We start from the raw sequence: 15,318 nt of genomic DNA on the forward strand, positions 1-15,318 counted from the left end.
GCTTGCATGGCGCTGTTCGATTACCAGGCTGCCAATGCGCAGGGCCGCATCGAGAAGGGTCAACTGGATGCCGACAGCCCGCGCGGTGCGCGCCAGCTGCTGCGTGGGCGCGGGCTGACACCCGTGCAGGTGAGCGCGGCGCGCAGTGTCGGCAGTGGCTGGGGCGCTCGCCGCCTGTCGGCCAGCGAGTTGGCCTGGGCCACCCGCCAGCTGGCCAGCCTGCTGGCGGCCAGCCTGCCGTTGGAAGGCGCCTTGAGTGCGGTGATCGAGCAGGCCGAGCGCCCGCACGTGGCCCAGGCACTCACCGCTGTGCGCGCCGACGTGCGCGCCGGCCAGCGCCTGACCGTGGCGCTGGCCGCGCGGCCGCGCGATTTCCCGCCGATCTATCGGGCGCTGGTGGGTGCAGGTGAGGATTCCGGCGATCTGGCGCGGGTGATGGAGCGCCTGGCCGACTACATCGAGGAACGCAATGCGCTGCAGGCCAAGGTACTGACCGCCTTCATCTACCCGGCGGCGATCAGCCTGGTATCGGTGGCGATCGTGATCTTCCTGCTCAGCTACGTGGTGCCGCAGGTGGTGACCGCGTTCGTGCAGGCGCGGCAGACGCTGCCGATGCTGACCCAGGTGATGCTGGCCGCCAGCGCGTTCGTGCGCAGCTGGGGCATGTGGGTGGGGCTCGGCATCGCTGCGCTGGTGGTGGCCTGGCGGTTGGCCCTGCGCAAGGCCGGGTTGCGCCTGCGCTGGGACGCGATGCTGCTGCGGGTGCCGATGGTCGGGCGTTTCGTGCTGGGTGTGAACAGCGCGCGCTTCGCCTCGACACTGGCGATCCTGCTGGATGCGGGTGTGCCGCTGCTGCGTGCGCTTGAAGCTGCCCGGCAGACCCTGGGCAATGCGTTGCTGGCGCGCTGTGCCGGTGACGTGTCCGCGCGTGTGCGCGAAGGTGCCGCGCTTGGTTCTGCGCTGAAGGTGCAGAAGGTGTATCCGCCAATCCTGGTGCACCTGGTGGCCAGCGGCGAGAAGACCGGTTCGCTGGCGCCACTGCTGGACCGCGCCGCACAGACCATCTCGCGCGAGATCGAGCGTCGCGCGATGGCGCTGACTGCGTTGCTGGAGCCGACCATGATCCTGGTGATGGGCGGCGTGGTGCTGACCATCGTGCTGGCGGTGCTGATGCCGATCATGGAAATGAACCAGCTGGTGCAGTAGATCCACGCCATGCGTGGATGCACCGGACAGGTCGCGCGTCGCTCGATCCATCCACGCACAGCGTGGATCTACGGGTGCCTGGATTTCTCCACACAATCCTCCACACCTTTTTCCGATCTTCCACAGGTTTCTTAAGCGGCCTGTCATCGGCGCGGACCAGCATGGACCCGTCGCCGCAGAGTGGGCTGGGAGGCCCTCGGCGGCAGCAGGCGTGTAGTGACCGTTCCTCCCTTGGCGTTTCCCTTCGCAGTAAACCCTTCAGGAGAAGATCATGACCAAGTACAAGACCCTGGCCGCGCTGGTTGCCACCGCGCTGCTCGCTACCGTGGGCGCCGCCTCGGCGCAGACCGTTACCGGCGGCGGTGCCTCGCTGCCGGCCGACCTCTACAAGGGTTCGGCCGACAGCATCCTGCCGGCGAACTTCACCTACGCCGTGACCGGTTCGGGCACCGGCAAGAAGGCCTTCCTGGAAAACAACTCGGCGCTGTTCTCGACCACCGGCACCGTGCATTTCGCCGGCAGCGATTCGGTGCTGAGCAGCACTGAGCTGAGCAACTACACCACCAACTTCAACCAGGCGACCAACGCCAACCGCTACGGCGCGCTGATCCAGGTGCCGTCCGTGGCCACCTCGGTCACCATTCCGTTCAACAAGGCCGGTTCGGCGGTGGACCTGAGCGTGGCGCAGATCTGCGGCGTGTTCTCGGGCGCGATCAGCGACTGGTCGACCATCGATGCCAACCGCAGTGGCCCGATCCAGGTGGTGTACCGTCCGGAAAGCAGCGGTACCAGCGAAATGTTCAGCCGCTTCCTGACCGCGGCCTGTGCCGCCGAGAACGCTGAAACCTCGAAGCTGGTGGGCGGCAAGTTCGCCATCAAGTCGACCTTCGCCGACCTGTACAAGCGCGATGCCAACGGCAACCTGCCGGCGTTCCTGGTGGCCGCCCCGGCCACCGGTGGCACCTCGCTGTACAACACGGTCTACGCAGCTGAAGGCCGTATCGGCTACGTCGGCCCGGACGTGATCCCGAGCCTGACCGATGCGACCAAGGTCGCCAAGGTCAAGGGTTTCTCGCCGGACCAGGTGAGCGTGCAGGCCACCCTGGACACCGTTGCTCCGCCGACCGGCACCGATGCTGAGAACCCCGCCAACTGGGTGCCGGTGTTCGGCAACCCGTCGGCTGGCTATCCGATCGCCGGCTACACCAACCTGGTGATCGGCCAGTGCTACAAGGATTCGAGCGTCGCCACCAGCCTGCGCGGCTTCCTGGCCCGCCACTATCCGGCGACCTACACCGTTGCGTATGAGAAGTCGATCACCGACCACGGCTTCATCCCGCTGACCAAAGCGTGGCGCGATGCGATCCGCAACCGCTTCGTGCTGGCCAGCAGCACGGCCGGCCTGAACAACCCCAGCACCTGTGCCGGCATCGGTCGTCCGCTGTAATCCGCAGTACCGGTTGAATCCTGCTTGACGCGACGCCGGCCTCTGGGCCGGCGTCGCCATTTCCGTGATGGTGCCGCCGCCGCAGTGTTTCACTGTCGGCTTCGTGTCACGTGAACCGTCTATCAGTGGCAGGGCATGCGTTGCGCGTGCCTCCCCGATCGTCGCCGCAGCCGCGGCCCACCAGGTTGATGAGGTTCCGATGTCGCACCCGCTCCTGTCCGTTGTTCGTCCGGCCGCGTCGATGCGCCGCAATCATCCGATGGCGTGGGCCATCGCAGTCGCACTGGGGAGCATGGTGGCCCCGGCCAGCCAGGCGCAGCAGGCGTTCAGTCCGGGCTGGTTCGCCGAACGGGGCGCGGCCCAGGGCAGCGCGGCACAGAGTGGCCGCATGCCCAACGGCGTGCCGATCCAGTTCCAGTTGCCGGCCCAGCAGCAGGATGCAGCACGGCAGAAGCTGCAGCAGTCGATCGACAATCTTGGCACGGCGGCGCAGGCGATCGCCCTGCAACAGCGCCTGCAGGAACAGGCGCGGCAGGCGCGCCGCGAGGCTGGCTTCATTGTTGCCGATGGCCTCGGCAAGGACGGCCTGAGCGTCGACCAGAACCCGCTGACCCGCGGCTGGCTCAATGCGCGCGAGGCGATCCAGTCGCAGGGCAGCGACGGGCGGGTGCAGGTCACGGTCGAGCAGACCGCGGACAAGGCGATCCTGAACTGGGAGACCTTCAACATCGGCGGCAACACTACGCTGAACTTCCTGCAGAGCCCTGACTGGGCAGTACTGAACCGCGTCAACGATCCGCAGGCGCGGCCCAGCCAGATCCTGGGCCAGCTGAAGGCCAATGGCACGGTGTTCGTGGCCAACCGCAACGGCGTGGTGTTCGGCAACAACAGCCAGGTCAATGTACGCAATCTGCTGGCGGCTGCAGCACGGATCAGCGATGCGCAGTTCCGCGACAATGGCCTGTACAGCCCCGACGCCAGCAGCAGCGCGCTCAGCGATGCATTCGGCAAGGTGACGGTGGAGCAGGGCGCCCGCATCGCGACCCATGAGCCGACCAGTGCGACGCGCGGCGGTGGCTACGTACTGCTGGCCGGGCACAGCGTGGAGAATGCTGGCCATATCGAGGCGCGCAAGGGCCAGGTGCAGCTCGCTGCGGGTGACAGTTTCGTGATCCGGCGTGGCGTGGGTACGGCCACCAACACCAGCTCCACCACCCGGGGCAATGAGATCGCGCCGCGCTTCATCGCTGGCAGCACGGCTGGCGGCGTGCGCAACACCGGCCTGCTGCGCGCGCTTGAGGGTGATGTGACTCTGGCCGGGCGCAGCGTCGAGCAGGCCGGTGTGGCCGTGGCCAGCACCACGCTCGCACAGCGCGGCACCGTGCATCTTCTGGCCTCGGCCAGTGATGCCGGCAGCAGCGTCACGCTCGCCGATGGCGCCACTACGGCGGTGCTGATCGAGGACGATGGCAAGGCCACGGTGCTGGATACGCAGCGCGACAGCCTCATCAAGGAGTCGGCAGAGCAGGACGCGATCCGCGCTGGCGCGCGCTCGGCAACCTTCGACAATCTGTCCCAGCACAATGATCGCCGGGACCAGTCGCGGGTGGAGATCGTCTCGGGTGGCAACATTCATTTCAGCAGGGATTCGCTGACGGTCGCCACGGGCGGCCAGATCATCGCCGATGCGGCGGCCCGCAGCTACGTGGACGACGCCGCGCGCGTGGACGTGTCCGGCGCAGTGGGCGTGCAGGTGTCAATGGAGAGCAACAATGTCCAGGTCAAGGTGCAGGGCAACGAACTGCGCGACGCCCTGGACAACCGCGACAGCGGCAAGCTGACCAGCAGTGAAGTCTGGGTCGACCGCCGCAGGCTGGTCCACGTTCCGGCCGGTACCGGGGGCTACGAGGGGGAGCGCTGGTACGCTGCTGGCGGCCTGCTGGAAGTGGGTGGCTACCTCGACAACCAGGGGCACTCGATCGGCGAATGGGCCGCGCAGGGAGGCACCGTCCTGCTGGGCGGCAGGGAAGTGATCACGAACGGTGGCTCACGCATCAACCTTGCCGGCGGCAGCCTGGATGTGCAGAGCGGCGTGGTCCGGCAGAGCTGGGTGCGCGGCGTCGACGGCCAGGTCTACCGCCTTGATGAGGCGCCGGCGGAGATGCTGTTCGATGGCCTGTACAGCGGCCATGAAGTGAAGCAGGAACGCTGGGGCATCACCGAGACCTTCCGTGATCCGATCGTATTCGCGGCGCAGCGTGTCGACAACGGGTACACGGTCGGCCGCGATGCAGGACGGCTGATCGTCTCCGCACCGACCGCGGTGCTGGATGGGAAGGTTGAGACGGCCACCTTCCAGGGCGCGCAGCAGAACCGCAGGCCGGAGGCCGCGCTGGAGGGCTATGCGCAGGCGCAGACGGCGGTGGCGCGCAATGCGCAGCTGTACCTGGGGCGCTACTACGGCCAGGGCCGCAGCGGTGTGTTCGGCTCGGATGTGCGCCTGGATGACAAGGCTCCGACGAAGGCGGCGTGGTCGCTGCTGGCTCCGGTCGACGAGGAGCGGCGTGACACCGTGTGGCTGGATATCGCAGCGCTGAGTGCCCAGCAGTGGGGACGGATTGACCTGGCGACCGCCGGTCGCATCCGCGTCGACGGCAGCCTTCGGCTTCAGGCAGGCGGACAGCTCAACCTGACCGGCAGCGAGGTGGAACTGGCAGGCGACATCGGCATTGCCGGCGGCCAGCTGTCGGCGGGCAACCTGCTGGATGTCCAGGGCCGGCCGACGGCGCTGCTGCACGATGGCCGCGCCCGCACCGCCATTGCCGACGGCACGCGGATCGATCTCTCCGGTGAATGGAGCAACGCATCACTGGCGATGCCGCTCGACGCCAGCGGTGCCTGGACGGATGGCGGCCGCCTGAGCCTGAGCAACAGTCATGACGTGGTCGTGGGCGCCGAGGCAACGGTGGACGTCGAGGCCGGCGCCGCGCTGGACCTGCGCGGCAAGGGCCGCATCGGCAAAGGGGGCAGCGTCAGCCTGCAGGCCAACAGCAGCACGGTTACGACCGACGGCAGTGGCCGGGTGCAACTGGGCGAGGGTAGCCGGTTCAGTGGCCGAGGACAGGGCAGTGGTGCCTTCTCGCTGGGAACCGGTGGCCACGTTCGAGTGGGCGATGCGGACCTGGCGGGCGCGTCGCTGCGACTGGACCCCGGCCTGTTCGGCAGTGGCTTCGCACAGTACGACATCAACGGCCACCAAGGCGTGGAGGTGGCCGACGGCGCGCGGCTGGTCGCTGCCCTGCCAGGCCTGCGCATGACCCAGGACGCGCAGACGGCAACCGATCGGGCGTCCGCACTGGCGGCATGGGATGCGCCGCTGTACAGCGCCGATCCGTCGAGCGGGCGCGTCAACCAGCGCGCCGGTGCGAGCATCAGCCTGCGTTCGGACCGCAACGGCGTGGGCGGTGACCTGCGGGTCGGCAAGGATGCACTGGTGGCGGTCGATCCAGGGCAGACGATCTCGCTGCTGGGTGCAGGCAACATCGATGTTGAAGGCACACTGCGTGCGAAGGGCGGCCGCATCGTGATCGACGATGTGCGTCCGCAGAATGCGCTGTACGCGGGGCAGCGCACCGAACGCACCTGGCGTTTCGCCGAAGGCGCGCTGCTGGATGCCGATGCAGACGCGATCTCGCTGCCCGATCCCAGCGGCCGCCTGCGCGGGCAGGTGCGCGCGGGTGGGCGCATCGAGATCGGCGGGGCGCTGGACTGGGAAACCACAGCATTCGTCGACAACCGACCACCGGAAGCCTTCGTGGTGGTCGAACGCGGTGCGCGCCTGCAGGCACGGGGTACGTCGGCCGAGCTGGATATCGACGGTCAGGGCCGTGTACGCGTGGACAGCGACGGCGGGCAGATCGTGCTGCGCTCGGCCAATGCGCTGTATCTGGAGGGCGGGATGGACGCGGCCGCCGGGGGTGCCGGCGCACGCGGCGGCACCCTTGGGCTGGCCTTCGGCGGCAGCATCCATGCACGTGGCGCCAGCGAGGAGGTACTGCGCGCACGTGCGATCACCCTCAGCCAGCACAGCGCACCGGTGCAGCCACTGCCGGCCGCACTGGAGTATGGCCACGCCGCGTTGTCGGTCGAGCAGCTGCAGGCGGGCGGCTTCGACAACCTGTCCGTGTTCGGTGACATCCGCGCCGTCGGCGATGTCGACCTGCGCCTGGCCCAGAGCCTGCGCATCCATGGCCAGGGCACTTCGAGCCTGGGCATGGCCGTGGATGCCGGGCCGTCGTCGGCGTTGCGGCTGAGTGCGCCCTACGTCCGCCTGGCGCAGGCGCGCTGGGGCCAGCTGGCGGGCGAGAACCTGCAGGGTACCGTGGCGGTCGCTTCGGCCGGGCCGGACGATCACGCGCTGGCGGTGCAGGCCGCGCTGATCGACATCCGCGACGTCACCTGGCTGCCCGGGTTCGACCACGTGGCGCTGGAAAGCCGCAGCGACGTGCGCCTGACCAACGGCATTGCCAGCAGTGGCAACACCAGCGCGTTGATGACGGCCGGTTCGATGGACGTGACCGCCGCCCGCCTGTACCCCACCGCAGGCGCGGTCGGCACGCTGGTGGCCGGCGCTTCGGCGCAGACCGTGCAGACCGTTGATTACTGGGCCGATCCAGCTGCCGTTCTGCGAATCCACGGCACAGGTGCGGCCACGCAGCCGGCGCCGGAATCGGCGCTGGGCACGCTTCGCCTGGTGGCTGCCACGGTGCAGCAGGGCGGCAACGTGCAGGCGCCGATGGGCACGCTGCAGCTGGGCGGCCTGATCCAGAACGGAACCATCGGCAGCCGGGTGGAACTGCTGCCAGGCAGCGTTACCTCCACCAGCGCTGCCGGCCTGTCGCTGCCCTATGGTGGCACCGTCGATGGTGTCGACTGGCGGGTAGGCACGCGCAGCCTGAGCTCGCTGACGCCGGCCGGCATCTCCTCGATGGGGGTGACTCTGAAGGCCAACGCGATCGAGGTGGCGCCGGGGGCACTGCTGGACATGTCCGGCGGTGGTGAGTTGACCGGTGCCGCCTTCGTGTCCGGGCGCGGCGGCTCCGTCGACGTGCTGCGCACGGCGTTGGCCGACGCCAATCCGCGCTACGCGTTCAGTGCGTCGGGCAACCCGGTGTACGCGATCGTACCGGGACGCGCCGAGGCGTTCGCCCCCAGCGGCGAAGAGGGATTCTCAGCTCCGGCGGTGGGCCAGCAGATCACCGTGCCGGCTGGCGTGCCCGGCCTGGCGGCCGGTACCTACACGCTGATGCCGGCAAGCTATGCGCTGCAGCCCGGTGCATTCCGGGTTGAGCTGGGCGCTACCGGCACCACCGGCATCGTGCAACCGATTGCGACCGGCACCGGCACCTGGCGTGTGTCCGGGCAGCAGCGCACGGCGCTGGGCGCGGCATTCTCGCCGTTGCTCACCGACATCCTGCTGACGCCCGCCGCAGTGGTACGCCGGCACTCGGGCTACAACGAAACCTCCTACAACAGCTTCGCGCAGTCGGTGGCCGACCGCCGCGGCGAGTCGCGTGGCTGGCAGACCATCGATGCGCTCGGGTTGACCCTTGCGCTGGGCGAAGGTGCAGGTCGTGCAGACACGCCTGCCATCCGCTTCGCCGGCACCGCGCGGTTCGGCGCCGCCACCGACAAGGGGCGCGGCGGCACGCTGGCAGCCACGTTGGCGAGCCCGGCGGTCGGTTCACTGGAGATCGTTGACGGTAGCGCGCAATCGCAGGCGCGTGATCGCGGCGCCACCTTCAGCGACGACGCGCTCAATGCCTTCCTGCCGGCGCGGATGATCATCGGCGGGCAGTTCAGCCAGGAGGCCTCGCAGGTGGCGGTGACCGGCCAGGCGCGCAGTGTGGCGATCCGTTCCGGCGTCACCTTGAACGCACCGGAAGTGCTGGTGGCAGCGGCCTCCGGTGGCAGCGGCGTACTGGTCGAGGCCGGTGCGACCCTCGATTCACTGCCGTTCGCGACCGCCAACGCGGGTGCCAGCGCGACGCTGCCTTACCAGGTCTCCGGCGGCCTGCTGGCGGTGTCCAACCAGCGCCTGAACCTGATCACCGGCACCACGGGCGTGGAGGCCGGTCCGGTGGCGATCGACATCGGGGGGTGCCAGGCGGCGTGCGACGGCCACGCCCGGCTGGTTTCCGATGGCAGCATCGCGGTAGCGACCGATGGCACGCTGCAGATGCGCGACTCGGTCAGCTATGGCACCCGTCAGCTCGGCCTGAGCATGGCGGCGCTGAACCTCGGCAGTGCCGAAGCGATCGCACAGGCCGCAGCGGCAGGGGCGCTGCCCAGTGGCATGACCATGAACCAGTCCGTGCTGCAGCAACTGCTGCGCGGCGATGACGCCACCGGCGCGCCGGCGCTGGACACGCTGAGCCTGGTCGCGCGGGAGTCTGTCAACGTGTTCGGCAGCGTCGACCTGGACGCGCGCGACAGTGCCACCGGCCGCAGTGGCCTGCAGACGCTTGTGCTTGGTGCGCAGGCCATCCGCGGCTACGGTGCGGCGACCGACCGCGCGCGCATCCTGGTGGACACGCTGGTCTGGGACGGCGCATTGGCGGCGAGCCAGGCGGCGGGCAGCGACGCGTCGGTGCCGCCGGCCGATCCGATGGTGGACCGGCTCGGTGCCGGGCAGCTGGACATCGTCACCCGCCAGCTGCAGCTCGGGCGGGCGCCATTCAGCCGTCCCAGCTCTGAAGTACGTGCGAACCGGCAGGTGCTCGGATTCAGTGCGCTGAACCTGAGGGCTTCGGAGCAGCTGTCGTTCTCCGCGCAGGGCACGCTGGACGTGTTCCAGCAGCGCGGCGACTATCTGGCCGACAAGGGCTGGCAGTACAGCGGAGGCAGCCTGGATATCGATACACCGCTGTTGACCGCCGATCCCGCCGCGCAGCTGCGCGTGCGCTCCGGCGGCGAGTTCCGCCTGCACGGGGGTACCGGCAAGGCGGGTGGCGATGCACTGGGCAGTGAGCTGAGCATCGACGCCAACCGGATCACGCTGGACAGCACGATCGCGCTGGCGTCAGGACGGCTGTCTGCGAACGCGCGTGAGGGCATCACGCTTGGTAGCCGGGCGGCGCTGGATCTGGCCGGGCGCAAGGTCCCGCTGTACGACGTGGACAAGTTCAGCTGGGGCGGCGATGTCGTGCTGTCCACCGACACGGGTGACATCCGCACCGATGCGGCCTCCCGCATCGATGTTTCTGCCCGCAACAACCGCGCCGGGCGCATGACGGTCACCGCAATGGCCGGCCAAGCCGATCTGGCCGGTGTTCTGCAGGGTGCCGCCAGTGGTCGCTACGATGCCGGCGGCACGCTGGTGCCCTACGACGGTGGTGAACTTGTGGTGCGGGCACGCCAGCTGCAGGACTTCGCCGGCCTCAACCAGCGATTGACCGCCGGCGGTGTCGTCGGCGGCCGCAGCTTCCAGATCGGTGAAGGCGATCTGCGGATCGGCGACGAAGTGAAGGCGCGCCGGGTCGACATCAGTGTCGACGCGGGCAGCCTGACCGTGGCCGGCCGCATCGATGCCAGCGGCGAGCAGGTCGGCAGCATCCGCCTGTACGCCCGCGACCAGCTGCAGGTGGATGGCACGCTGGACGCGCACGGTACCGGCCTGCGCGTGGACAGCCATGGCAAGATCATCGACAGTCCGAACCGGGCCACGATCGCCCTGGGCAGCGCCGAAGGCGCCGTGGGTCTGGGCAGCGCGGCGCACCTGGACCTGCGTGCCGGCAGCGACGTTGCCGTCGGTGATGGCCCTGGACAGAACGACGGCATGGCGCGGGGCTCGCTGAAGATCGATGTGCCGCGGGTGGGCAGCAACGACGCGGCGATTGCCGCGGCCAATGGCCTGCGCATCGATGGCGCGGCTGACATCCAGCTCAATGGTGTCCGCCGTTACGACGATGCGCCCCTGGCCAGCACCGCTGATGTGCGCGGCAACCGCGCGCAGCTGGTCACCCAGCAGTGGCTGGACCAGGTGGTCGATCCGCACAGCGTGGCGTGGATCGATGGTGCGCTGGGCAACCCGGACCTGCAGCAGCGCACGCACGCGCTGGGTGACGTCCGCCTTCGTCCCGGCGTGCAGGTGGTGGCGCGGCGCAGCGAAGCCAACCCGGACGGCGACCTGACCATTGCCGGCGACATCGATCTGTCCGGTTACCGCTACGGGCCCGAAGCCAACCGCGCCGATCCATCGCGGCGTGGCTTCGGCGAATCGGCCTCGCTGGTGCTGCGGGCCGAAGGCAACATCAACGTCTACGGCAGCATCAACGATGGCTTCGCATCGCCGCCGTCCACGCCGGATGAGGGGGGCTGGCAGCTGTATGAGGGTCGCAATGGCAGCGCCGGGCACACCCCCTTCGGCAGCGGCCTGGTGGTGCCGGTGGACGGAGTGAAGCTGCAGCCCGGCACCGAGTTCCAGGCCGGCACCCGCCTGAACTACGACGTGCCGGTCGAATCGGTAACGCTTCCGGTTGGTACCGTGCTGCCCGCGCCGATGGTGATCTCGCAGACCCTGCGCCTGCCAGCGGGCACCGTACTGGGTGCGGCGGTGACCACCGACTCCGGGCAGACGCTGGCGGCGGGCACCGTGCTGCAGGAGCCGCTGGTGCTGGCGGCAGGTGCGCGGCTGGGAGCCGGCTTCCGCCTGCGCAGTGCGGTACAGGTGGCGGCACAGGAGTGGCCCGCCGGCGCGGTGCTGCCGGTTGCGCTGCGCCTGGCACGGGAAGTCGCGCTCAAGGTGGGCGCGTACATTCCCTCGTTGACCAAGGTGGAGCTGCCCGGCGACGGGCCGGTGAATCTGCGGCCGGCCGATGCCAACGGCAACCAGGGGCGCAACTGGGCGCTGGCGCCGATGCTGGCCGAGGGCACCAGCTCCTGGGACCTGACCGCGGTTGCCGGTGCCGATGCCGGGGCGGCCGATCCACGCAGCCGGCGCTGGGGCAGCGAAGGCAGCGTGGTGCTGGCCGATACCCACCAGGGCTCGATCGGCACGGTCAAGACCGAGATCATCTGGGTGGGTGATCGTGCGTTGACCGAGCGGGCATCGCTGGACTGGATCGGTGACACGTCCTACGCGGGCCGTCCGATCGCGGAGCTGGCCGACATGTTCGGCTTCACCGAAGATGAGTTCTGCGCGATGTCGGCCGACTACTGCGGCCCGGCACCCCGCCAGGTGGCCGCGCAGGGCTCGCTGGATTACTGGGGCGACGAGTCCTACGTGGGCACCCCTGCGAAGGACTTCGCCGCGATGTTCGGCATGACCGAAGACGAGTTCTGCAGTACCGCGCCCAGCTACTGCGCCGGCGGCGGCACGCAGACCGAAGTGACCACCTACGGCAAGCGCGCGGGCACGCCGGCGTGGAGCGTACTGCGCACCGGCAAGGGTGACATGGAACTGCTCGCTGCCGGTGACGTCGTGATGAAGTCAGGCTTCGGTGTCTACACCGCCGGCACTCCCACCGCGCTGGGTGGGGGCCACGACGCTGCCTTCAATTCGCCCCGTGCAGCGGCTCCCTGGAACACCGCACTGCTGGGGCCGAACCTGGTGCCGGGCAGCTATGACGCAGCGATCGCAGGCTACCAGGCCTGGTATCCCGATCATGGTGGCAACCTGCGGGTCGAAGCCGGGCGCGATATCGTCGGCGACGCCTGGACCGCGCGCGCGGAGTCGGGCACCAGCGAGCGCGACTGGGCGCTGTACTCCAGTGCCGCGGTCGGCAATTGGCTGTGGCGGCAGGGAACCGGCAGCACCACCGGCATGGAGCCGGTGCCGACCAGCTGGTGGGTGAACTTTGGCACCTACACCAACGTGTCCGCTGCCGCTGGCGCCTCTCCGCGGATGGTCGGCTTCACCGGCTTCGGCACCCTGGGTGGCGGCGACCTGACGCTTGAGGCCGGGCGCAATGCCGGCGTCCGCGATCCGATGGGCGACGCGCTGGGCTCGCTGAGCGCACCGCGCTCGGGCGCGATCATCGCGGCGGTGGGATCGACCGGCCGCGTCAGCAATGGCCAGCTGCACCTGACCGGTGGCGGCGACCTGCGGTTGCGCATCGGTGGCGCACTGAATCCGAATCTGCAGGCGACGATCTCCAGCCTCAATCCCTCCAGGGCGGGACAGAATCTCGACCTCAACGGTACCTTCAGCAATCTGCGTGGCAGCCTGCAGCTCGATGCCGGGCGCATCGGTGCAATGGGCGTCACCCTGGAAAACTACGCGACGCTGCGTCAGCAGCGCGCCGCAGACCTGTTTGCGCCCGACGCCGCCCGCGCGATGGGCGGACCGGTGCTGGTGCTGGGCGATGCGGTCGCGCAGCTGCAGGCACGGGGCGATGTGGTGCTCGGCGGGGTCGCCGATGCAGGCCGGGTGCCGCTGGCCAACTACAGCGCGGTGCTGCAGGATGATGGCGCGCGCGCTGCAGGCAGCACGTGGTTTTCCCTGTGGACCGCCAGCACGGCCGTGGATCTGTTCAGTGCCGGTGGTGACCTCGCGCCAGGCCTCGCCGGGCCGGATAACGTGACCGGTAGCAATCTGTGGCGCGAGCAGGTCCAGCTTGTTGTGCGTGGCAGTGATGATCTGCTGAATTACTGGCTCTATCCTTCGCGCTTCAGCGCCATTGCTGCGCAGGGCGACATCAAGCTGGACCGGATCAGCGCCACGCCGGGGACGCAGGATGTGATCCTGCTGGCACCCTCGGCAACAGGACGGCTGGACGTCCTGGCCGGTGGCAGCATCTTCGCCCAACGTGGCGCGACCCAGATCGCGCGCTCGGGCGCGGATGCGCGCCTGCCGGGACCCTTCGACCCCGCGTTCCTGGCCCAGCAGGGGGATTCCGGCGGCAATGTGACCCGCTCGCGGCACAACCTGTCGGTCGACGGCAACATTGCATCGCCGGACGCGTCGCTTCCGCTGTTTGCGTTCGGTCCGAATACTCCGCTGTCCACCGTGTCTCCGGCCCTGGCGCCGAGCCGCTTCTACGCGATGCAGGGCGACATCATCGGTCTGGCCACCGGCGCCCGGCGCACGCTGAATCCCAACGTGGGGCAGCGCACGCAGCTGAACTGGTTCGAGGCCGCCGGCGCCGTGCAACTGCGGGCAGGCCGGGACATCCTCGGGGTGTCGATGACCGCGTTGAACACCGCGCCCACCGACATCACGGTGGCGGCGGCGGGCCGCGACATCGTGCATCTGAACGCGACCATCGCCGGCCCCGGCAACACCGAGATCAGTGCCGGCCGCCAGCTGCGCCAGGAGGATGCGGGCAGCATCGTCAGCCTCGGTGGCATCGTGCAGGGCGACACCCGTCCCGGCGCCAGCATCGCGCTGACGGCCGGCAACCAGCAGATCGATTACGCGGCCCTGCGTGCCCGCTATCTGGACCCCGTCAACCTTGCCGATCCCGCGCAATCGCTTGCGTCGCAGCCGGGCAAGGCAGTCAAGGTCTACGACCAGGAACTGAAGCAGTGGCTGCAGCAGCGCTTCGGCGTGGCTGCTGACGGCGACGGGGCGCTGGCTGCCTTCGATGCGCTGCCGCAGGAACAGCAGCACATCTTCCTGCGCCAGGTCTATTACGCCGAGCTGCGCGAAGGTGGACGGGAATATACCGATGCAGAAGGGCCCCGCTTCGGCTCCTACCTGCGTGGGCGCGAGGCCATCGCCACGCTGATGCCAGACAAGGCTGCGACCGGCGCGACGATCGACCGTACCGGCGATATCGTGATGTACGGTGGCTCCGGCGTGCGCACCGAAGCGGGTGGCAACATCGAGCTGATGGCGCCGGGTGGGCAGATCGTGATCGGTGTGCAGGGCGTGGTGCCCCCGGCCAGTGCCGGACTGGTGACCCAAGGGCAGGGCGATATCCGGCTGTTCAGCCAGGACAGCGTGCTGCTGGGCCTGTCGCGGGTGATGACCACGTTCGGCGGCGACATCCTGGCGTGGTCGGAGCAGGGTGACATCAATGCTGGTCGTGGTTCGCGCACGACGTTGCTGTACACGCCACCGCGCCGCGTCTATGACGGGTGGGGCAATGTGATCCTGTCGCCGCAGGCCCCGGCCAGCGGTGCTGGCATCGCGACCTTGAACCCCATCGCCGAAGTGCCGCCGGGCGACGTCGACCTGATCGCACCGCTGGGCACCATCGATGCGGGCGAGGCCGGTATCCGCGTCTCCGGCAACATCAACCTGGCCGCGCTGCAGGTGCTCAACGCGGCCAACATCCAGGTACAGGGCGAGAGCAAGGGCCTGCCGGTGCTGGCATCGGTCAACGTCAATGCGCTGGCCGCGGCCAGTGCGGCAGCCAACAGCGCCAGCCAGGCGGCACAGGACGTGATGCGCAAGAGCCAGGACGACGCACGGCGCAACCAGCCGTCGGTGATCAGCGTGCAGATCCTGGGCTTCGGCAGCGGCACCAGCAGCGTAGCGCCGCCGGCGCGTGGCACTACCGCCAACAGCGGCTACGACGCCGACAGCGCATTCCAGTTCCCGCAGGCCAGCCGCGACGACGGCACGCAGCGCCGCTAGGTGCCGACCCTGGTCGGCACGATCGCGGCCGGCAGTAGATCCACGCCATGCGTGGATGGGACTGACCAGGAAGAACGGATAG

At 69.1% G+C, this 15,318-nt stretch carries 3 protein-coding genes; all 3 read left to right on the plus strand.

Annotated elements, in window-relative coordinates:
- Positions 1-6 precede the first annotated feature (6 nt).
- A complete protein-coding gene (gene gspF, locus AC5P8U_RS17720; protein ID WP_088496234.1) occupies positions 7-1,206 on the plus strand; it encodes a type II secretion system inner membrane protein GspF in 1,200 nt (399 codons plus the stop codon).
- Positions 1,207-1,477: 271 nt separating this feature from the next.
- Positions 1,478-2,653 carry a substrate-binding domain-containing protein gene (locus AC5P8U_RS17725; RefSeq protein WP_072168837.1) on the plus strand — a complete coding sequence of 392 codons (1,176 nt, stop codon included), beginning with the start codon at positions 1,478-1,480 and terminating at the stop codon, positions 2,651-2,653.
- Between the two features lie 199 nt (positions 2,654-2,852).
- Positions 2,853-15,236, plus strand: a complete 12,384-nt coding sequence (locus tag AC5P8U_RS17730) for a putative filamentous hemagglutinin family protein (RefSeq protein ID WP_495214243.1) — start codon at positions 2,853-2,855, stop codon at positions 15,234-15,236.
- Positions 15,237-15,318 lie beyond the last annotated feature (82 nt).

The sequence above is a fragment of the Stenotrophomonas sp. YJH_SMC_81 genome (assembly GCF_059370875.1).